The following is a 20,396-nucleotide window of genomic DNA, read 5'->3' as shown; positions in this document are numbered from 1 at the left end:
AGTCTCTATCCTGCGGCCAACGCCGTCGCGGCCCTATCGATGAACGCAGCAATCTCGACCGGCATCGACGCCAGGGACGCATGACTGGCGTTCAGGGTCAGGATCTCCCTGGCATTCAGCCGCCCCGCCATCCATTGCTGATTTTGCGGTGCGATCATCCTGTCGTCCGTAGAAACCTGATACCACGACGGCTTCTTCTTCCACGCCACCGTGGTAATGGTGTCGCCGAAGGTGCTGGCCAGTGGCGCTTTCTGGGTGATGCCCATCACCAACCCTTCGGTCGCGGGCAGGTCTTGGCAGAAGCTTTTGTGATAGAGCTCAGGTTTGACCCACAGATACCCGTCGCTGTCGGGAGCCAGGTTGGCCGCCGCGGCAGGTGGATGCCGTTGCGTGATGCCGCCGGGACTTTCACCGGCGTCTGGCGCGAAGGCAGCGATGTACACCAGCCCCACCACGTTCGGTTGATCACCGGCCTCGGTAATCACCGCACCGCCATAGGAATGCCCCACCAACAACACAGGCCCCAACACTTGGGCGACCATCTTGCGCGTACGCTCTGCATCGTCGGCCAATGAAGTCAGCGGCATCTCCACCGCGCGGATGTTGGTAATGCCCTTGTGAATCAACTCGGCGATGACCTTGTTCCAGTGGGCAGCACCGCCCCAAAAACCATGGACCAACACGATCGTGGGTTTGTCGCTCATCACGATGACTCCGATTGAGGATGGGTTGTTGGCGAGTCGCGTCAGCCCTGGTCGCCGCCACCGACCGGCATGATCATGCCGGTGATATAGGACGCTTCGTCGCTGGCCAGAAACAGAATAGCGCTTGCCTGTTCATCCAGCGTGCCATAGCGCTTCATCAAACTGCTGTCGAGTGTCTGGTCGACAATCTGCTGATACCAGACCTTCTCTTGCTCGCTCTGATCGGCGCTGTTGCGCGGAATCACCCGCGGCGGCGCTTCGGTGCCACCGGGCGCGGTGGCATTGACCCGAATCCCGCGACCGGCAGTTTCGAAGGCCAGGCAAGCGGTCAGCGCGTTGACCCCACCCTTCGCCGCACCGTACGGCACGCGATTGACACTGCGCGTGGCGATGGACGAAACGTTGACGATGGCGCCACTCCCCTGCTCAAGCATGAACGGCAGCGCGGCATGACAGCACCACAGCGTCGGGAACAGCGAACGGCGCACTTCGGCCTCGATCTGCGACGCTTCGTAATGCTCAAAAGGCTTGGTCCAGATCGTCCCGCCCACATTATTGACCAGCACATCCAGACGCCCGAAACGCTCGACGGCGGTTTGCATGACGCGGCTGCATTCGCTGTATTGCTCAAGATCGGCGGTCAGCGCCAGCACCTGGCTGCCCTGCCCCAATTGCTGCTGGACCTCGAACACCCGCTCGGAGCGATCGACCAGAATCAACCGCGCCCCTTCCGCCGCCATGCGCTCGGCAACGCGCCGACCGATGCCTTGGGCAGCGCCGGTGATCAGCGCGACTTTATCTGTGAATCTGTTCATAAATACCTCGATGCGAAAATCAATTTCGCGGAGAACCGCTATCTGTAGCAGCTGCCGAGCCTGCGAGGCTGCGTTCGGCTGCGCAGCAGTCGTGAGATCAAACAATGCGGTGCTTCAGGAACACCGTGCCGTCAGGTTCTACGACTGCTGCGCAGCCGAACGCAGGCTTCGCCAGCGGCTACAAAAGTGCGTCGTCGAAGAAATTGCTTACGCCGCGCTGGCGGCAAATTTCTCGTAGTAAAAGTTTGTCGGCGCGATGCCTTTTTCACGGATGAACTGGCTGACGGCCTCGACCATCGGCGGCGGGCCACACAGGTAGACATCGACGTCGCCTTCGTTCAAATGCTGCGGCTCGATGTGCTGGGTCACGTAGCCCTTGAGCGGGTGCTGGCTGTCCGGGTTGGCCACGCAAGCACTGAAGCTGAAGTTGGGGATTCGCGCGGCAAACGCTTCGAGTCGATCCATTTCCACCAGATCGAAATCGTTGGTCACGCCGTAGATCAAATGCAGCGGATGCTCACTGCCCTGCTCGGCGATTTTTTCCAGCATCGCCGTGAACGGCGCCAGCCCCGTACCGCCGGCCAGCAGCAACAACGGACGGCGAATGTCGCGCAGGTAGAAACTGCCCAAAGGCCCGGCCAGGCTCATGCTGTCGCCGGCCTTGGCCATGCCGGTGAGGAAGCTGCTCATCAAGCCGCCGGGCACGTTGCGGATCAGGAAACTGACCTCGCCGTCGCGCTGCAACGAGCTGAACGAATAGGCCCGGGTCTGCTCGCTGCCGGGAATCCCCAGGTTCACGTATTGCCCCGGCAGGAACGCCAGTTTGCTCAGCGCCTCGCCCTTGATCGACAGCGCGATGGTGCTGTCGGACAACTGGCGCACGGCGCTGATGGTCGCGTCATAACTGGCCTGACGGGTGCGGCACACCTCGGATGAGGTCGGCACGCGCACCACGCAATCGCTCTGGGCGCGCATCTGGCAGGTCAGCACAAAACCTTGCTCGGCCTCTTCCGCGCTGAGGGCATCTTCGATGTACTCCTCGCCCAAATCATAACGGCCGGCCTCGGCGAAGCATTTGCAGGTACCGCAGGCACCGTCGCGGCAGTCCAGTGGAATATTGATGCCCTGGCGATACGCGGCATCGGCCACGGTTTCGCCGACATTGGCGTCGATGAACCGGGTGACGCCGTCTTCAAAATTGAATGCGATGGAATGAGTCATGACGGCTGCCTCACAGGTGGTAAACATCGATGACCTGGCGAACGTAATCGTTCTTCAGGATCACTTTCTTGGCCTTGATCAGCGGGTTTTCACCGCGCACATCGAGGGTGTAGAAACTGCTGCCGAAATAGCTGTCGACGGTCTTGTAGCGAAAGCTCAGGGTGTGCCAGTTGAAGCGCACTTTGCAGAACCCGTCGGCCTGTTCGAGCAGCTCGATGTTGCTGATGTTGTGCGAGGTGCGGGTGTCCGGCATGGTGGCGCTGGAGCGTTCGGTCTTGATGCGGAAAACGCGGTCTTCCAGGCCCGTGCGGTTGCCGTACCAGATCAGCGAGATTTCCCGTTGCGGGTCTTCGGTCAGCTCGTCGTTGTCGTCCCAGGCCGGCATCCAGAACGTCGCGTCCGGGGCGTACAACTCCAGCCATTCGTCCCATTGCCGGTCATCGAGGTAGCGCGCTTCGCGGAAGAGAAAATCGCGTACGGCGTCATAGGTGATGGTCATTGCACGGCCTCCACAGGAATCAGGTCGGACTGCTCGGCGGCCAAGGCCTTGAGCATGGTCTGCTGCCAATACTTGTGTTGCAGCACGAACAGACCTTCGTCTTCGGTGCGCACACCGCTGAGCAGCGGATGCAGGTCGATTTCCTTGGCCGCCTCATCGGCGCCTTCGACCCAGTGTTCGGCGCCACGGGACATGTCGTTCCAGGCGGTCACGCTGCCCTGATAACTGGTCTGGCAGGAACGAAACTCCTCCAGATCATCCGGGGTGGCCATGCCGCTGACGTTGAAGAAATCCTCGTACTGACGAATCCGGCTCGAACGGGCGTGGTCGCTTTCACCTTTGGGGGCGATGCAATAAATGGTGATTTCCGTGCGGTCGACCGAGATCGGCCGGGCGATGCGGATCTGCGAACTGAACTGGTCCATCAGGTACACGTTCGGGTACAGGCACAGGTTGCGCGAGTTCTCGATCATCCAGTCGGCGCGGGCCTGGCCGAAGTCCTGGGCCAGCTCATCGCGGCGCTCGTACAGCGGACGGTCTTCGGGGTTGGCCCAACGGGTCCAGAGCAGCATGTGGCCCTTGTCGAAGGAATAGAAACCACCGCCCTGCTTGGCCCAGCTACCGGCACTCATGGTCGGGTTTTCGTCACCGGCTTCGCGCTGTTTGCGCTGGTTCTGGGTGGCGGCGTAGTTCCAGTGCACGGAGCTGACGTGATAACCGTCGGCACCGTTTTCGGCGGTGAGTTTCCAGTTGCCTTCGTAGATGTAGCTGGAGGAACCGCGCAGCACTTCCAGGCCATCGGCGGACTGGTCGACGATCATGTCGATGATCTTTGCTGACTCGCCCAGGTGTTCAACCAGCGGCACGACATCAGCCTTGAGGCTGCCAAACAGGAAGCCGCGATAGGACTCGAAACGCGCGACTTTGGTCAGGTCGTGGGAGCCTTCGCAGTTGAAGCTCGCCGGGTAACCCGCTTCGGCCGGATCCTTGACCTTGAGCAACTTGCCGGAGTTGTTGAAAGTCCAGCCATGGAATGGGCAGGTGTACGAACTCTTGTTGCCGGACTTGTGTCGGCACAGCGTTGCGCCGCGATGACTGCAGGCGTTGAGGAACGCATTGAGCTCACCGTCCTTGTTGCGTGCGATGAAGATCGACTGGCGCCCCATGGTGGTGGTGTAGAAGTCGTTTTTGTTGGGGATCTGGCTTTCGTGGGCCAGGTACAGCCAGTTCCCTTCGAAGATGTGCTGCATCTCGAGATCGAACAGCCGCGGGTCGGTGAACATCTCGCGCTTGCAGCGATAGATGCCCTGTTCTTTGTCATCTTCGAGCAGGGAGTGAAGGTATTCGGGTCGCAGGGACATGGCCGCCGCCTCCATTGTTTTTATCAGGCAGGGCCATGCTAGGACGGGGGGGATGGGGCGGACTATCCGCTGGGTGCAGACCTGTATCCGTTTTGTGCAGAACGCGATGGGTGCTTGAACGACGCTGAACCTGTGGCGAGGGAGCTTGCTCCCGCTCGGCTGCGCAGCAGTCGCAAATCCTGCCAATGCGGTGCGCCAGGCAAAATGCAGGGGGCCGCTTCGCAGCCCAGCGGGAGCAAGCTCCCTCGCCACAGGTTGCTCATCGTTCGGTCTAACTGTGTGGTCAGTGCCGGCGCTTGAGGGTGTCCGACGGCAGTTCGCCAAACTGTTTGCGGTAGCTGTCGGAGAATCGTCCCAGGTGCAGGAAGCCGTAATCCATGGCCACTTCCGTGACGTTGCGCACGTTGCAGGTCGGGTCGCTCAGGCAGGCGTTGATGCGCTCAAGGCGTTTTTGCCGGATGTAGTTTTTCGGCGTGGTGCCGGCGTTGCGTTCAAACAATCCGTACAACGAGCGCAGACTCATCCGCGCCTGGCGTGCCAGTTCTTCACTGTCGATGTCTTGTTTGAGGTGGCCCGCGATGTAGTCGGCAATCACCTCGAACGTGGCCGTCTGTGAACCGAGACTGACCCGGCTGACATTGGTCTTCATCAGGCTGAGCATCTTGCTGACGATGATCTGTGCATAGTGCTCCTGCACCTTGGGAATCTGCTCGGTGGCCTCGGCTTCCTGGCAAATCATCGCCAGCAGACCGACAAAGCCTTCCAGTTCGTTGAGCTGATAACGGTTCTCCAGAAACCGCACGCCCTGCCCCGGATACCGCCAGCGCTGCTCATCGCACACGGATTCCAGCAACGGGGTGGGGACTTTGAGGATGAATTTTTCGCAATCGTCGGAATACGTCAGGTCCACCGGATCGTCGGGATTGATCAGCAGCAACTCGCCGGGCGCGAAGTAGTGTTCCTGGCCGTGGCCACGCCACAGGCAGTTGCCGCGCAGCAACACTTGCAGGTGATAGATGCTTTCCAGCGCGCCGGAGGTAACCCGTACGCTGCCGCCATAGCTGATGCGGCACAGGTCGAGGCTGGCAAACTTGCGATGATTGAGACTGGCCAGCGGTCGCCCGGCCCGGGGCATCAGGATGCAATGGTTACCGACATGCTGATTGACGTACCCCGACACCGCGTAAGGGTCGGCGTGGTCGAATACGGTGCTGCGCTGACTCAACAGTTGCGCTTGCATCATCGGGTCACTCTCGTTGTTGTTATAGGTAACGTCGGGCCATTCTAAGGCAGTGCTTGCAGCGGTGTGTCAGTGGACTGACCTGTGGGCCTTTCTCAATGAAACCTGTAGGAGCGAGCCTGCTCGCTCCTACAGGGTTGTGCGATCAGTCCTCGAGTGCGCGGACCCGTTCGTGGCGTTGCTGCTCGTCGGGTTGCGCGGAGGTTTGCAAGGTGAAATCGAAGTCGATTTCGGCAAAACGACCGCTCACACCATGGGCCGCTGCGCGTTGTGGATCGTCGCTGAAAGTGATTTTGGCAATCAGCTCGTCACGGGTGGCATAGGCGAAATCGTCGTGCAAATACTGATCGCCATCGAGGTTGATCTGGGTGGTCAGGTGACGATGATCCGGCGCGGAGATGAAGAAGTGAATGTGCGCCGGCCGTTGACCATGACGGCCCAGTTGATCGAGCAGTTGCTGGGTCGGACCGTCCGGCGGGCAGCCATAGCCCGACGGCACGATGCTGCGGAAGCGATAACGACCCTCGGCATCGGTGACGATACGACGGCGCAGGTTGAACTCCGATTGAGTGGTATCGAAGTAGGAGTAAGTGCCGCCGGTGTTGGCGTGCCAGACATCCACCACCGCACCGGCCAACGGTTCGCCGGCGGTGTTCTTGACCTGGCCCTGCATGAACAGCACCACACCCAGATCGACGCCGTCATCCAGTCGCGCTTCGCCTTCCGACAGCGGCGCACCCGCCACATACAGTGGGCCTTCGATGGTCCGCGGTGTGCCGCCGGACTTGCCGGCCTGTTCGTCTTCGGCGTCCATCAGCAGGTCGAGGTAATGCTCCAGACCGAGCCCGGCCACCACCAACCCGGCCTCTTGACGCGCACCCAGCACGTTGAGGTAGTTGACGGCTTTCCAGAACTCTTCCGGGGTCACGGCCAGGTCTTCGATGATGTTCACCGAATCACGCAGGATGCGGTAGACCAGGGCCTTGACCCGCGGGTCGCCGGCGTCGTTGTGCAGGCCGCTGGCCTCTTCGAGAAACTTCTGGACACTGGCAGTGTGGGAAATCTTGACGTTCATTTTGGTGGGTTCCTCATCTTGTAATTATTAGCGTAGCGAACTGAACAGGCTGGGTTCAGCGGTCATCCTCGCGAATGGAAGAAGGATGCCGGCACATCGCGTCGACCTCGATCGCCATGTACGGAAACAACGGCAATTGCATGAGCAGGTCGTGCAGTTCCTGAACGCTGTCGACGTCAAAAACGCTGTAATTGGCATAGTGACCGGCGATGCGCCACAGGTGACGCCACTTGCCCTGCTCTTGCAGGCGCTGGGCCAGGGCTTTTTCGTCAGCCTTCAATGTGGCGGCGGCTTGTGGATTCATGTCGACCGGCAGGTTCACGGTCATTTTTACGTGGAACAGCATAATGCTCTCCTCAGGCGTGATGAATGGCAGTAGACGTTTTGTCACGACGGAAGAACGCCAGACGTTCTTCATCGAGGCTCAGGCCCAGGCCCGGTGTTTTCGGCACGTGCAACTCGAAATCGCGATAAACCAGCGGTTCGCTGAGAATGTCTTCGGTCAGCAGCAACGGGCCAAACAGCTCGGTATCCCATGCCAGTTTGTTCAGCGTGACAAAAGCATGAGCCGAAGCCAGGGTGCCGATGCCACCTTCGAGCATGGTGCCGCCATACAGGCCGATACCGGCCGCTTCGGCAATCGCAGCGGTTCGCAGCACGGCGCGCGGACCGCCGTTCTTGGCGATTTTCAGGGCGAACACCGAGGCCGCGCCTTCACGGGCCAGGTTGAACGCATCTTCCACGCACTCGATGGATTCGTCGGCCATGATCGGCGCCGGGCTCATGGTGTTCAGGCGCGCCATGCCGGCGCGGTTATTGCGCGAGATCGGCTGTTCGATCAGGTCGATACCGTTGGTTCCCAGAATCCGGCAGGCGCGCAGTGCGACCGCTTCATCCCAGGCCTGATTGACATCGACCCGCACGCTGGCGCGGTCGCCCAGGGCTTTCTTGATCGCAATGACGTGGGCCAGGTCGCGGTTGACCTCACCGGCACCGATTTTCAGTTTGAAAATCCGGTGGCGGCGCAGGTCGAGCATTTTTTCCGCTTCGCCGATGTCCTGGCCGGTGTCGCCACTGGCCAGGGTCCACGCCACTGGCAGGGCATCGCGAACGCGGCCGCCCAACAACTCGCTGACCGGCAGCCCAAGGCGTTTGCCCTGAGCGTCGAGCAAGGCGGTTTCGATACCTGATTTAGCGAAGGTGTTGCCACGGATGCTGCGCTCCAGGCGCAACATCGCGGCGTTCACGTTGGCGCTGTCCTGGCCCAGCAGCAGCGGCGCGAAGTGTTTGTCGATGTTGGTCTTGATGCTGTCAGGGCTTTCGTTGCCGTAGGCCAGGCCACCGATGGTGGTGGATTCGCCAATACCTTCAATGCCGTCGGCGCAGCGCACGCGAATGATCACCAGGGTCTGGTTCTGCATGGTGTGCATCGCCAGCTTGTGCGGGCGGATGGTCGGCAGATCGACGATGATCGTCTCGATCGATTCAATGGCTGTTGCAAGCATGTCGATACCCGTCAGGTTCTTAAAGTTCTGGAACCGATTCTGGTACGGCTTTTTTCGGGAAGCCAATATAGAATTGGTCTGACTTGATACCTTTAAGGTATGCAACCGACTTACGTCTGGAGGCCTCATGGAACTGCGTCACCTGCGGTATTTTCAGGTATTGGCTCAAACCCTCAATTTCACCCGGGCCGCCGAACTGCTGCACATCGCCCAACCGCCCCTGAGCCGGCAGATGCAGCAACTGGAGGATGAGCTCGGGGTGTTGCTGCTGGAACGCGGGCGGCCGCTGAAGCTGACCGACGCCGGGCGGTTTTTCCATGAACACTCCACCGCCCTGCTCGAGCAACTGGGCAAGGTGTGCGACAACACCCGACGGATCGGTCTGGGCGAAAAGACCTGGCTGGGCATCGGTTTCGCCCCATCGACGCTCTATGGCGTGCTACCGGAACTGATTCGCCGTTTGCGCAGCGGCGAGCCCCTGGAGCTTGAACTGGGGCTCTCGGAAATGACCACATTGCAGCAAGTACAGGCGCTCAAGGCCGGGCGTATCGATATCGGTTTCGGCCGAATCCGCATCGACGACCCGGCGATCATCCAGACGGTGTTGACCGAAGACCGGTTGGTCGCCGCCCTGCCCGCCGGTCACCCCTTACTGGCCGGGCCGATCAGCCTTCGCGAATTGGCGAAAGAACCCTTCGTGCTGTACCCCGGCAACCCGCGCCCGAGCTACGCCGACCATGTGATCGCGTTATTCGAATCCTATGGCGTGAGCATTCATGTGGCGCAATGGACCAATGAGCTGCAAACAGCCATTGGTCTGGTGGGAGCGGGAATCGGCGTCACCCTGGTGCCGGCCTCGGTGCAATTGCTGCACCGTGACGACATTGGTTTCACGCCATTGCTGGAAGACAACGCGACCTCGCCGATCATTCTCAGCAGGCGCGTGGGCGACGTATCGCCGGGATTGAATCATTGCTTGCAGATGATTGATGAACTGCAACCGCGGGCCTGACCCGCATGCCAGCTGCTACATAGATCCGCTTCAGCCGGCAAACGCCCGACGACCGGCGCGCATCTCGATGCGCAACTCGCCAATCAGATTGGAGATATCGCGAACGCTGGTCAGCCGTTCGGGTGATACACCGGTAATCAACAGATCCATTCGCCCGGTGGCGGGGTCGTAGACCTTGATCCGTAACGTTCCGTCGGGATTCACCGTGCAGGCACAGGAAAGCGGTTGAAAACCGGATTCAACAATGCGGCAAAGCTCAGGAACTGAAACCATGACGGGCGCCTCCGTGGCCATTAATCGGATCCAACTTTCTCAGCATAGATGCGCTTTCCCCATCCTGCGCCCGCCAATGCTGAAAAAAATGTTAGCTGTTTCTCACTTTGGAGCCCTTTCAGTGAGAATCCGTGCCCCAGATCCAGTTCCAGAGCCCCGGTAATTTAACCGGCTGTGAACTGTCGCGAACGGTACGCGCCATGGCGGCCCGTTGCAGCGCTGCCGTGTCGTCGTAAAACGGCTTTTCGGCGATTTTCACACCGGTCGCCTGTGCGCTGTCGAGAAGGATTTGCAGGTATTCGCGAGTATGCCGGGCGGTGTAGCGATTGAGGTCGTGGAAGGTCACCACCACCGGAATCACCCCGTCCACCACCGGTAACTCGCCAAGGGCGATGCGCTCGCGTACTTCGGACATTGTGCGCAAGAAGTGGGCTCGCCGCCGGGGGCTGGCGTTGAAGCCCCAGATCTTGCCGTCATTGGCGCTCAGGTCGGTCAACAGCATGTGCATGCCGTGTTGCTGATAGGCCGCGAAAGTGCGTTTGTCGTAGCTCCAGAATGGCGGGCGCACCAGCGTCGGTGGCGCGCCGGTGATCGCGGCGATGTCGGCGCTGCCTTTGTTCAGCGCCTGGTCCAGTTCTTCCGGGCTCAGGGAGCGGTGGTTGGTATGCGAATGGGTGGCCGTGTGGAAACCCAGAATCTGCCCTTCTGCGTGTTCGCGGCGCATGACCTCGCGACCGATATCGCTGTCGCCGGCACGTGGCGCGCCCGTCTGCACAAAGAACACCGCCTTGAGGTTCGGCTGCACCGGGTTCCTCGCCAGACTGTCGAGCACCGTCATCGTCGGATTCCAGAAACTCGATGCGCTGGGACCGTCGTCGAAGGTCAGCAGAAAACGGATCGGTGGTTGCGCGCTCAGACGCTGCTCGGTCTGCGGCGTCATTTCGATGGGAGAAGCGATGCACCCAACCAGCCCTGTGGCGATGATGAGTGCAGAGAGAACCTTGAACAGCCGTTTCATGTTTTGCCTTGGGCCAGACCGTTACGGTCACCACGTCAAAGGGCAAAAATCCTTCGCCCATTTATCCTTCGTCGGCCCGCAGGTCGCTGCGGGCCGAGGTTGGATAAGGGTACACAGTGTTTGGTTCCAGTGCTCCCCGGCATCGTGGGTTACTGGGCAAACGCCTGTTGAAACGAGCTGTCGATAATCGGCGCAGTCGCCAACGCAGCCGGCAGCGCTTTTACCTTGAACAGGAAGTCCGCGGTGCTTTGCAGATCCTTGGCAGCCTGCGCATCCACCGGGCCGACGGTCATGTGGGCCTGACGCAACCAATGGCGTGAGACATTCTGGTCAAGGTTGGCTTTCTTCGCCCAGAGATCGGCGTACTCGTCGGTGTGGTTGTCGACCCAGGCCCGGGCCTTTTTCAAGCGCACCAGAAAGTCGGCAATGGCTTCGCGTTTACTGTCGATCGACGGTGTCGAGGCGGCGATGGCGCTCAGGCCGGGCATCAGGTTCTTGGCGGTGAGGATCGGCCGGGCGCCGGAGAACAGAATCTGCTGGGAGATGTAGGGTTCCCAGACCGGGAACGCGTCGATGCTGCCCTGAGGCAACGCGGCGGCGGCATCGATCGGCATCAGTTTGATGAAGTCGACATAGTCTTCCGGCAGATCGGCTTTTTCCAGGGCGCGCAGGGTCAGTTGCTGGCTCCAGGCACCGGGCCAATAAGCGACTTTCTTACCCTTCAGGTCGGCGATGGTTTTAACCGGCGAATCCTTGGGCACCAGCAAGGCGATGGTGTCGGGGTTCTGCCGCGACACGCCGATCAGTTTCACCGGCGCCTGCTTGGCGGCGAGGAACAGAAACCCCGAATCGCCGAGAAAACCCAGATCCAGCGCACCCGTATTCAGCGCTTCGGCCAATGGGGCGGCGGCCTGGAAGTGCTTCCAGTCGACGGTATACGGCGCGTCTTTCAGTACGCCCGACGCCTCCACTGAAGCGCGAACGTTGTAGTAGTTCTGATCACCGACGTGCAGGACGACGGGCTCGGCGGCGTAAGCCAGCGGTGCGGCGAACAGTGCGCTGGTCAGCAAACTGCGCACGAATCGAGACAGGTTCATCGGGAGCTCCTTGAGGGTTATTGGATAGACCATAACGCTCTTACAACGAGCTTCTTAAATTCGATTTATGCATAAGCTCATGACCCGCAGCGAACAGTGTTTGCCCAGCAACAGCGACTAAACAGACTGTTTTTCCCTGAACATTTCCCTGCCCCGATTCCGGTGTCGACGCAGTCGGCCTCCGCGGTTTTGCTCAAGCCCTGCCCAAAGCGTTGACCGAGTTGCAGCGCGCCCAGGTGATCTGAGCAACTAAGCTGAAATCTCCAGCCAGTGCTCTTCAATCGGAGCGCTTAAATCGGAGCTCTTCAATCAGAGAATCGGCCTATGTGCGGACGCCTGTCGCAATACCGTGGCATTCACGACTTTGTCGCGGTGCTGAGCATCCCCGACGCGTTGATCAACCACGTCGGTGATGAACCGTTGGCCCGCTACAACGCGGCGCCCACCACGCAACTCGCCCTCCTGCATCTGGAGAGTAACGGCCTGCACGCCGACTTTCAGCGCTGGGGATGGCGGCCGCACTGGGCCAAGGATCGGGCGGCACCGATCAACGCACGGGTCGAAAAAGTCGCCCACGGCCCGTTCTTCCGGGCGATCTGGCCGCACCGTGCGATCGTGCCGATCGACAACTGGTTCGAATGGGTCGATGCCGGGGATTCGACGAGGCAACCGTGGCTCATCCGCCGACGGGACCGGGCGCCGATTTTATGCGCGGCGATCGGACAGTTTCCCGGCCCGGGTGGTGAGCCGCGGGCCGACGACGGTTTTGTGATCATCACCGCCGACAGTGCGGGCGGCATGCTCGACATTCATGACCGGCGTCCCGTGGTGTTGTCTGCGCCGCTGGCGCGGGAATGGCTTGACCCGGCCACCCCCAGAGAACGCGCTGAGCAGATGGCGCTGTTGCAGGGTGAAGTCAGCGAGGTTTTCGAGTGGTACAAGGTGGACAAAGCAGTGGGCAATTCAAGAAATCAAGGCGCTGCACTGATTGATGAAATGCCATAAACGTATCAATACAAAGATAATAAACAGCAGTTATATATACCTATTGATCACTTGAACGTTACACAGGTTGTTTCACCCAGGAAACACGTTGCTTTTATTTGTGATTTAATCGAGCAACCGCCGGTCCGACACTTCGATACATTCAGAATAACTATGGATAGCATGCGCGCCGCGTTCCCTTCGGCACCCCGCAATTGACCAAAGAGTCAATAAACCAAGGAAATCCTTACAACAACAAGCCTTGCAGAGAATCAAATTGCGCGACGATTTCACAATTAATCAAGTCGATAGTCTGGCGTGTGTTTATCTTTCGAAGACAGAACATTACCCACTCGACTGTTTTATCGGGCAATACATAACGACCCGCAACCTGCATTCAATTGCCACTATCGGCAACCTCCTGCGTACAACCCTCGAACGCTATCCAGGCAAACCTCCGGTCATGGTCAACGAGCTGAACGCCTGGATCGACAAGACTTTGGGTTATCGGGCCTCCCACCCCGATTTTCTGCTGCTGGAAGACGTTTGAGTTGATGGGCCGGGTTCATTCAGTCAACGAACTGAACGAACCCGACATCCAATCACTCTCAATAACTGAGGCTCGGCCCAAGGAGGAATTTATGAGCAAACTCGTCCCCTATGCTGTGCACTATATGTTCGACGGCGTTCGACAGCACTTTTTCAAACTGGCTGAACAGTTCTCGGATGTGGAGGCAATACATTCGGCTTCCGCCCATGCTTATCCCGACTCCGATCGTCAAATCGCCGCACACGCCAACCTCGAAACCGCGCGCATCGAAGCGCAGCAATTAGGCATTACGCACATTCGATGGAATGAAGCGATCTGATTTAATACTCGCCCAATGAAAAGCCCCGCTTTGATAGCGGGGCTTTTTTGTATAGGCAGTGCGGTCAAGGTTTCAGCGGACGCTCCTGGTCGCGATCTGACAGCTCTTTACCGTCGTCGGGGTGCTTCCAGTCCGGCGTCGAACGCCTCTGCCGCTCGATTTCCTCTTCCGTGGGTTCATCCAGCTCTTCATCCGGGTCCGGACGCTTTGGATCATTAGCCATGCTCACCTCTCTTCCTGTAGGGGTCCCCTTTAAGCGTAGAACAGTTTCGACGGGAACGACTTAGAGCCACCAACGCAGCAAAAAGAAGAACCCCATGCTCAACAACATACTGAGCAAGGTATTGCGGGTGTAAAGCACCAGCCCCACCGCCACCAGCGAACTGATCAGGTACGGGTTGTCCCACTGCAGATTCAGCTGTTTGTCCGGCATGAACACGATTGGCCCACAGATCGCCGTCAGCATGCCCGGCACCGCAAAACCCAGGAACTGCCGCGCATTGCTGCTCAAACGCACGGGCAGCCGCGGCTCAAGGAATACATAGCGGTTGAGGAACACCAATAGCCCCATGCCGAAAATAACTGCCCAGACCATCATGTGCGTCCACCGTAGAATTTGTTGCAGATAAAGCCTGCGGTCATGCCCGCCAACCCCGACAGCACCAGCGCCGAGCCCCATTGCCAGTAGCTGAACAGCACCGAGCAGAACAGCGACACCGCCACGCACACCACGGTCGGCACGTTCCGCACCACCGGGGTGATCAGGGCAATAAAGGTCGCCGCGATGGAGAAGTCCAGTCCCAGATGTTCGAGCCCCGGAATGCTGCTGCCCAGCACGATGCCGGCCAGGGTGAAGAGGTTCCAGGCGATGTAAAACGTCAGGCCGACACCCAACGCGTACCAGCGGTTGAACTGTTGTTTGTCATGCGCACTGGTCAGGGCGAACAGCTCATCGGTGAGTAAAAAGCCCAACCCCACACGCCAGCGACCCGGCAACGGCGAAATCACCGAACGCATGCTCATGCCGTAGAGCAAATGCTGGGAAGTCAGCAGCAGCGTCGTCAGCAGAATCGAAAAAATCCCGGCACCGCCCTTGAGCATGCCGATCGCCACCAGTTGCGCCGCCCCGGCAAACACGATGCTCGACAACCCCTGGCCTTGCAGGGGCGTGAGATTGGCCTCGATGGCCATGGAGCCGGCCAGCAGCCCCCAGGGCGCGGTGGCCAGGGACAACGGCATGATCGCCGCAGCACCGCGAAGAAAGGCACTGCGCGGCATGAGTGAATTGGACATAACGCTCGACAACCAGGGAAAGACCTCAGACTGTGCCAGCAGTCATGGCCGAAGGCTTGAACAATCTTGCGCACTTGTGCCGCGAACTTGTGCCGCGAAACTTGTTCCACTCATCGGCTGCACGCTTGATTCACTACAATAGTAGCAACATGATGGCGCTGCATTTTTCCTTGAGGCCTGGCCCTTCATGAGTTCACTCGAAACCGACAGCGACGTCTACAAAACCCTGCTCGAGTCGACCAAAGCAATCCCATGGCGGATCGACTGGAAAACCATGACCTTCAGCTATATCGGTCCACAGATCGAGCGTTTGCTGGGCTGGAAACAGGACAGTTGGGTGGGGGTCAATGACTGGGTCGAGCGCATGCACCCGGATGATCGCGACTACGTGGTGGAGTTCTGCGTGTCGCAATCGCGGGCTGGCGTGGATCACGAGGCGGACTATCGGGCACTCACCCACAACGGCGACTACGTGTGGATTCGCGATGTGGTGCACGTGGTGCGCAAGGACGGTGAAGTGGAAGCGCTGGTGGGCTTCATGTTCGACATCAGCGAGCGCAAGAAAACCGAGGAACACCTGAGTCGCCTGCAAAAGCAACTCGAAGAATATTCATTCCAGGACGGGCTGACCGGCATCGCCAACCGACGCATGTTCGACACCGTGCTGGAGCGGGAATGGAGCAGCGCTCAACGCACGGGATCGGCGCTGTCGCTGCTGATCCTGGATATTGACTACTTCAAACAATTCAACGACCACTACGGACACATCAAGGGTGACGAATGCTTGCGGCGCGTCGCTCAGACCTTGTCCCTGGCCGCCAACCGGCCACGGGATTTCATCGCGCGGATCGGCGGTGAAGAGTTCGTCTGGCTGCTGCCGGAAACCGATGCCGAATCCGCAAGGCTGGTGGCAAACAAATGCCTGCACCTGATTCGCCAACAGCAAATCCCCCACGCATTTTCCGCGGTTTCTCAGTTGCTGAGCTTGAGCCTGGGGGTCGGTACCACGACTGCAACGCTGCACGCGAACGCACTGGAATTCGTCGAACAGGTCGACAAATTGCTCTACAAGGCCAAGCACAACGGCAGGATGCGTGCGGAGTTCGCTGATTTTCGCGATTGACAAAAATCGCGTCGGCTTTTAAAACTGAGCGCCTCATTCAGGGTGTAAGCAAGTATGTCCGCAATCTTCAACCTCAACACTGTCGTCATTGGCTTGAATGCCAAGGCGCAAGGTTGCGTTGCGCACGCCCTCAAATCGAAGAAACAGTCGCTCATGTGACCGGGGCGCGCTGTCCCGTCAGATGAGCTGACAGGACATTGAGCGCGACGGACACCCTCCCTTGCTTTCTGCCTTCTACGCTTCTGACGGTGACGAAATCGGTCAACCTTCAGGAGTAAGTGCATGTCATCGTTTCAAGGTATCTGGGTCCCTCTCGTTACACCGTTTCGCAACGGTGCGATCGATTTCGTCGGCTTGCACCGGCTGGTCAGTCATCTGCTGGAAAAAGGCATCGATGGCGTTGTGGTCTGCGGCACCACCGCGGAAGCGGCGGCACTGAGCAAACACGAGCAACTGGCGGTGCTCGATGCGGTGCTGGCGCAGGTGCCGGCGGAACGGGTGGTCATGGGCCTGGCCGGCAACAATATGACCGAGCTGCTGCAATTTCAGAGCGAGATCCTGAAACGTCCGCTGGCCGGTTTACTGGTCCCGCCGCCGTATTACATCCGCCCTTCCCAGGCAGGCCTCGAAGCGTTTTACCAAACCGTTGCCGATGCCTCCAGCGTTCCGCTGATTCTTTACGACATCCCTTACCGCACCGGTGTGGCGTTCGAGCAGGCAACCCTGCTCAACATCGTCGCCCATGAGCGAATCGTCGCGATCAAGGATTGCGGCGGCAATCAGGCCAACACCCTGGCACTGCTAGGCAGTGGCAAGGTCGACGTGCTGTGCGGCGAAGACAACCAGATCTTCAGCGCCTTGTGCCTGGGTGCCAAAGGCGCGATTGCCGCTTCGGCGCATGTTCACCCGGAGCTGTTCGTGGCGTTGTATCAACAGATCCGCGACAACCGGTTAGCGGCGGGTCGAGCGACATTCTTCCAACTGCTGCCGCTGATTCACAGCCTGTTCATCGAGCCCAATCCCGCCCCGGTGAAAACCGCCCTGGCCCTTGAAGGCTTGATCGACGACGAACTGCGCGCGCCGATGCTACGCAGCAGCGAAGCCATGGCGATGCGTCTGAAGGAAGTGCTGGCGGCGTTGAACAGCAACAATCGATAGAGCGCCAGCAACCAGCCCGAGTACCATGGAGCCATTCGCATAACGCGTCAGGGAGTCGACATGCTTTACCGAATCGCCGCCGACGGGCTGGTCCTGTTCCACCTGTTGTTCATTCTGTTCGTGCTGTTCGGCGGGCTGCTGGTGCTCAAATGGCGCGCCCTGATCTGGTGGCACCTGCCTGCGGCTGTATGGGGCGTGTCGGTGGAAGTCTTCCACCTGACCTGCCCGCTGACGCAGTGGGAAAACCTCATGCGCGATGCGGCCGGGCAAACCGGTTATAGCGGCGGCTTCATCGACCATTACGTGTGGCCGGTCATTTACCCGGCGGGCCTGACACCGGCAATTCAACTGGGACTGGGCAGCGTGGTGCTGGCGATCAACGTACTGGTCTACCTTCGGTTGATCAGGCTGTGGAAGTTACGTCGGGCCACTTGAACCCGATTAAGGATTGCGCCCATGTTATCGATTGAAGATCTGACCTTGCTGGAAGCCATCCGCGAAACCGGCAGCCTGTCGCGGGCCGCGGCCCACTTGGGCAAGGCGCCCTCGACGGTGTCCTACGCGGCGCGGCAACTGGAGGAACGTTTTGATGCCTTGCTGTTCGACCGTCGTCGCTACCGCTTGCAGCTGACCCCGGCAGGTGAGTTGCTGGTAAACGAGGCGGCGCGACTGTTGCAGGACGTCTCGCGGCTGACCCAGCGGGTGCAGCAAGTGGCCAATGGCTGGGAGAGCCGGCTATGGATCGTCACCGATGAGTTGCTCGAATTCGAAGCGTTGATCCCGGTGATTCACGAGTTCGATGCGCTGGAATCCGGCGTGCCGTTGCGCATCACTCAGGAAGTCCTCAAAGGTGTTTGGGAAGCCCTGCGTGAAGGCCGCGCGGACTTGATCATCGGCGCCACCAACGAACCACCGGCCATCCCCTCCTTGCGCTGGATGCAACTGGGGGAAATGGAATGGGTGTTCGCGGTGTCGCCCAAACATCCGCTGGCCAAGGCCGAGGAGCCGATTTCACGCGCCATGGTTGCGCAGCATCGGGCGATTGTCGTGGCCGATTCATCCAGAGCGACCGAGGGCAGCACTTACGGTGTCTCCGGCGGCCAACCAGTGCTTGCCGTTCCGACCATGCGCGCCAAGATTCTCGCCCAGTGTGACGGGTTGGGCGTGGGTTGGTTACCGAAACATCGGGTCGGCTCGCTACTGAAAAACGGCACGCTGGTTGAAAAACAGATGGCCGATCCCCGTGAGCCGAACATTTTGTATGCCGGCTGGCGTGGCGATCACGACGGCCGCGCCCTGGGCTGGTGGCTGGAAAAACTCAAGCAATCGTACCTGTCCACCAAGCTGGTTCAGGGCAGTGACCGGTTTGTTTGAATTCAGTTGGCAATGACGCTCATGTTCCGACCGCTGGCCTTGGCCACGTACAGCGCCTTGTCGGCCGCCCCCACCAAGTCATCGGGCTGAGTCTGGGACGCCGGATCATAAGCGGCGACGCCCAGGCTGACCGTCACCGTGCCCTCAGCACCTTCACTGTGCTCGATGCCGGCCTGTTGAACCGCGCGACGCATTTTTTCCGCCACCAGAAACGCCCCCACATAGTCGGTCCCGGGCAGGACCACCGCAAACTCTTCGCCGCCATAGCGGGCAGCCAGGTCGCCGGGGCGCTTGATGTTGTCCCTGATGATCGTGCTGATGTTGCGCAAACACTCATCGCCGGCCACATGGCCGTAAAGATCATTGAAGCTCTTGAAGTGATCGACATCGATCATCAGCAGCGCGAGGTGGGTCTGGTTGCGCCTGGCGCGACCCATTTCGGCAAGGATGAACAGATCGAACTGACGCCGATTGGACAGCCCGGTCAGCGCATCCTCCAGCGCCAGCAACTCTAGACTGTGATTGACCTCGATCAGTTTTTCCTGCGCATCCAGCAATACGCTCTGCACGTGATTCTGCTGCGTCATGAGGCGAATGAGGCGATAACCGAGTACGCCCAGAAACCCCAGGAATAACGAGAAGATCCCGGCACTCAGCAGTACCTCCTTACGCCAGGTGGCCAGGACCTCATCTTTATTCAGCGCAGCGAAGATGATCAGCGGATAACCGTCGACCCTGCGAAATCCGACCACCCGCTCGACGCCATCCACATAGGAGGGGACCGTTGCCGTGCCCGAATTGCCCTTGGGCAACAGTTGCGTAAACAGCGGTCCCTTGGCAACGCTGAGGCCGATTTCAGCTTCTTTGAACGGCCGGCGAACGACGATCGTGGCGTCAGCGGCAATCAGGTTGATCACGCCGTTACCCCCCATGTCGATGCTGTTGTAGAGCGCAAGGAAATGGCTGAGATAGATGGTTGCCAGCGCTACGCCGGCAAAGCTGCCATCCGGATGATTGATACGGCGGGAAACCGTTATGATCCATTCACCACTCGAACGGCTCTTGATCGGCGGACCAATGTGAGGCCCACGATCAGGATGATCACGGTGGAAGATGAAGTATTTACGGTCGGCATTGTTCGCATTGGGCACGACGGCGCCATTGGAATTGGCGATCCACCGACCTTTTTCGTCATACACGAACAAGCCATGGAGTTGGCTCAACTCACTGCGCAGGACCCTGAGCAATCGCTCCAGTTCGGGCAGCCGGGCCTGGTCCATACCGTCGTTTTCGAGGCGATCCACCACCGTAAACAGCAGCGTATCGGCCTGTTTGATCGAAGCCTGCGCCTGCGAAGCCAAGGTCTGCGCAAGGTTGGACATCGCCACTTCCTTGTCATGCAGATGGTACTGGCGCGAGTTCCAGGCTTCCCAAATCACGATAGCCGTCATGGACAGGCACACCGCGACCAGCAGAAGCACCACAGAGCGAACCTTGATCGCTGCCCCGCCCTCCTCGGCGACCCAAGGCACGTCATGGCGGGATTGTTCAATTCGATTGTTAACGGATGGATGACCCATGACGCTCCCTGAATCCTGATCACAGGGCGAATCTTCCCGTTCGCCCTTTTTCTGACCCCTGACGGGTATGAGCCGCCTGGTGCCAGGCGACTATGCCTCATCAAACACCCGATAGGTTGATCTACGCGAGAAGTATTCGCTCGGCTGTCTCGACAAACGGCGTAATGCTGTTCACTTAAGGTTGGGGGGCATATC

24 protein-coding genes are annotated in these 20,396 nt (G+C 59.4%); 8 read left to right on the top strand and 16 right to left on the bottom strand.

Annotation, left to right across the window (positions count from 1 at the left end; all coding sequences use genetic code 11):
* Window positions 1-5: 5 nt before the first annotated feature.
* From ABH912_RS01125 to ABH912_RS01085, 9 genes are all read right to left on the bottom strand, one after another.
* Window positions 6-704 (bottom strand): alpha/beta hydrolase, encoded by a 699-nt coding sequence (locus ABH912_RS01125; RefSeq protein WP_429509343.1) that lies wholly within the window; start codon window positions 702-704, stop codon window positions 6-8.
* Window positions 705-745: 41 nt separating this feature from the next.
* Window positions 746-1,519, bottom strand: a complete 774-nt coding sequence (locus ABH912_RS01120) for a 1,6-dihydroxycyclohexa-2,4-diene-1-carboxylate dehydrogenase (protein ID WP_429509342.1) — start codon at window positions 1,517-1,519, stop codon at window positions 746-748.
* 207 nt (window positions 1,520-1,726) lie between these two features.
* A complete protein-coding gene (benC, locus tag ABH912_RS01115) occupies window positions 1,727-2,740 on the bottom strand; it encodes a benzoate 1,2-dioxygenase electron transfer component BenC (RefSeq protein ID WP_033057713.1) in 1,014 nt (337 codons plus the stop codon).
* 10 nt (window positions 2,741-2,750) lie between these two features.
* Entirely contained in the window at window positions 2,751-3,239 is a 489-nt protein-coding gene (benB, locus tag ABH912_RS01110) for a benzoate 1,2-dioxygenase small subunit (protein WP_429509341.1), read from the bottom strand.
* On the bottom strand, window positions 3,236-4,600 hold the full coding sequence (gene benA, locus ABH912_RS01105) for a benzoate 1,2-dioxygenase large subunit (protein ID WP_033057709.1): 1,365 nt from the start codon (window positions 4,598-4,600) through the stop codon (window positions 3,236-3,238). Before benA ends, benB begins: the two co-directional genes overlap by 4 nt.
* 283 nt (window positions 4,601-4,883) lie before the next feature.
* A complete protein-coding gene (locus ABH912_RS01100) occupies window positions 4,884-5,843 on the bottom strand; it encodes an AraC family transcriptional regulator (RefSeq protein ID WP_033057708.1) in 960 nt (319 codons plus the stop codon).
* 142 nt (window positions 5,844-5,985) lie between these two features.
* The gene (gene catA / locus ABH912_RS01095) at window positions 5,986-6,915 is read right to left on the bottom strand and encodes a catechol 1,2-dioxygenase (RefSeq protein ID WP_429509340.1); all 930 of its coding nucleotides are present in this window, start codon (window positions 6,913-6,915) and stop codon (window positions 5,986-5,988) included.
* Window positions 6,916-6,970: 55 nt separating this feature from the next.
* Window positions 6,971-7,261, bottom strand: a complete 291-nt coding sequence (catC, locus tag ABH912_RS01090) for a muconolactone Delta-isomerase (RefSeq protein ID WP_348123022.1) — start codon at window positions 7,259-7,261, stop codon at window positions 6,971-6,973.
* Between the two features lie 10 nt (window positions 7,262-7,271).
* Window positions 7,272-8,420: a muconate cycloisomerase family protein gene (locus tag ABH912_RS01085; RefSeq protein ID WP_429509339.1), complete on the bottom strand. Its 1,149-nt coding sequence runs from the start codon at window positions 8,418-8,420 to the stop codon at window positions 7,272-7,274.
* A 127-nt stretch (window positions 8,421-8,547) separates the two neighbouring features.
* Between ABH912_RS01085 and ABH912_RS01080 the strand changes: the two genes are divergently transcribed.
* A complete protein-coding gene (locus tag ABH912_RS01080) occupies window positions 8,548-9,432 on the top strand; it encodes a LysR family transcriptional regulator (RefSeq protein ID WP_033057700.1) in 885 nt (294 codons plus the stop codon).
* A gap of 30 nt (window positions 9,433-9,462) precedes the next feature.
* On the opposite strand, the gene ABH912_RS01075 is transcribed toward ABH912_RS01080, so the two are convergent.
* From ABH912_RS01075 to ABH912_RS01065, 3 genes are all read right to left on the bottom strand, one after another.
* Window positions 9,463-9,705: a DUF1652 domain-containing protein gene (locus ABH912_RS01075; RefSeq protein ID WP_429509338.1), complete on the bottom strand. Its 243-nt coding sequence runs from the start codon at window positions 9,703-9,705 to the stop codon at window positions 9,463-9,465.
* A 118-nt stretch (window positions 9,706-9,823) separates the two neighbouring features.
* On the bottom strand, window positions 9,824-10,723 hold the full coding sequence (locus ABH912_RS01070; protein WP_429509337.1) for a polysaccharide deacetylase family protein: 900 nt from the start codon (window positions 10,721-10,723) through the stop codon (window positions 9,824-9,826).
* 149 nt (window positions 10,724-10,872) lie between these two features.
* Window positions 10,873-11,820 carry an ABC transporter substrate-binding protein gene (locus tag ABH912_RS01065; RefSeq protein WP_008157325.1) on the bottom strand — a complete coding sequence of 316 codons (948 nt, stop codon included), beginning with the start codon at window positions 11,818-11,820 and terminating at the stop codon, window positions 10,873-10,875.
* A gap of 324 nt (window positions 11,821-12,144) precedes the next feature.
* Here ABH912_RS01065 and ABH912_RS01060 point away from each other — a divergent pair, with 324 nt between their 5' ends.
* From ABH912_RS01060 to ABH912_RS01050, 3 genes are all read left to right on the top strand, one after another.
* Window positions 12,145-12,825 carry an SOS response-associated peptidase gene (locus ABH912_RS01060; protein WP_033057694.1) on the top strand — a complete coding sequence of 227 codons (681 nt, stop codon included), beginning with the start codon at window positions 12,145-12,147 and terminating at the stop codon, window positions 12,823-12,825.
* 256 nt (window positions 12,826-13,081) lie between these two features.
* Window positions 13,082-13,354 carry a hypothetical protein gene (locus ABH912_RS01055; protein ID WP_429509336.1) on the top strand — a complete coding sequence of 91 codons (273 nt, stop codon included), beginning with the start codon at window positions 13,082-13,084 and terminating at the stop codon, window positions 13,352-13,354.
* A gap of 91 nt (window positions 13,355-13,445) precedes the next feature.
* On the top strand, window positions 13,446-13,673 hold the full coding sequence (locus tag ABH912_RS01050) for a DUF6555 family protein (protein WP_046053490.1): 228 nt from the start codon (window positions 13,446-13,448) through the stop codon (window positions 13,671-13,673).
* Between the two features lie 64 nt (window positions 13,674-13,737).
* On the opposite strand, the gene ABH912_RS01045 is transcribed toward ABH912_RS01050, so the two are convergent.
* The 3 genes from ABH912_RS01045 to ABH912_RS01035 are packed head-to-tail and all read right to left on the bottom strand — an operon-like array spanning window position 13,738 to window position 14,966.
* On the bottom strand, window positions 13,738-13,896 hold the full coding sequence (locus ABH912_RS01045; protein ID WP_185753122.1) for a hypothetical protein: 159 nt from the start codon (window positions 13,894-13,896) through the stop codon (window positions 13,738-13,740).
* 60 nt (window positions 13,897-13,956) lie between these two features.
* Window positions 13,957-14,268 (bottom strand): AzlD domain-containing protein, encoded by a 312-nt coding sequence (locus ABH912_RS01040; RefSeq protein WP_165353329.1) that lies wholly within the window; start codon window positions 14,266-14,268, stop codon window positions 13,957-13,959.
* Complete coding sequence (locus ABH912_RS01035; protein ID WP_008157336.1) at window positions 14,268-14,966, bottom strand: AzlC family ABC transporter permease; 699 nt, start codon at window positions 14,964-14,966, stop codon at window positions 14,268-14,270. The genes ABH912_RS01040 and ABH912_RS01035 overlap by 1 nt, the downstream gene beginning before the upstream one ends.
* Before the next feature lie 187 nt (window positions 14,967-15,153).
* On the opposite strand from ABH912_RS01035, the gene ABH912_RS01030 reads away from it, so the two are divergent.
* From ABH912_RS01030 to ABH912_RS01015, 4 genes are all read left to right on the top strand, one after another.
* Entirely contained in the window at window positions 15,154-16,089 is a 936-nt protein-coding gene (locus tag ABH912_RS01030) for a diguanylate cyclase domain-containing protein (protein WP_429509335.1), read from the top strand.
* Between the two features lie 282 nt (window positions 16,090-16,371).
* On the top strand, window positions 16,372-17,247 hold the full coding sequence (gene dapA / locus ABH912_RS01025; protein WP_429509334.1) for a 4-hydroxy-tetrahydrodipicolinate synthase: 876 nt from the start codon (window positions 16,372-16,374) through the stop codon (window positions 17,245-17,247).
* A gap of 60 nt (window positions 17,248-17,307) precedes the next feature.
* Entirely contained in the window at window positions 17,308-17,682 is a 375-nt protein-coding gene (locus ABH912_RS01020) for a DUF2784 domain-containing protein (protein WP_033057685.1), read from the top strand.
* 21 nt (window positions 17,683-17,703) lie between these two features.
* Complete coding sequence (locus tag ABH912_RS01015) at window positions 17,704-18,621, top strand: LysR family transcriptional regulator (RefSeq protein WP_429509333.1); 918 nt, start codon at window positions 17,704-17,706, stop codon at window positions 18,619-18,621.
* A gap of 2 nt (window positions 18,622-18,623) precedes the next feature.
* Here the strand turns inward: ABH912_RS01015 and ABH912_RS01010 are convergent, their stop codons facing one another.
* Window positions 18,624-20,201, bottom strand: coding sequence for a sensor domain-containing diguanylate cyclase (locus ABH912_RS01010; RefSeq protein ID WP_429509332.1), 1,578 nt, complete (start codon window positions 20,199-20,201; stop codon window positions 18,624-18,626).
* Window positions 20,202-20,396 lie beyond the last annotated feature (195 nt).

The organism is Pseudomonas sp. BT76 TE3572 (genome assembly GCF_050435365.1).
Classification (GTDB): domain Bacteria; phylum Pseudomonadota; class Gammaproteobacteria; order Pseudomonadales; family Pseudomonadaceae; genus Aquipseudomonas; species Aquipseudomonas fluorescens_W.
This window is presented reverse-complemented; position numbering and strand designations above follow the sequence as displayed.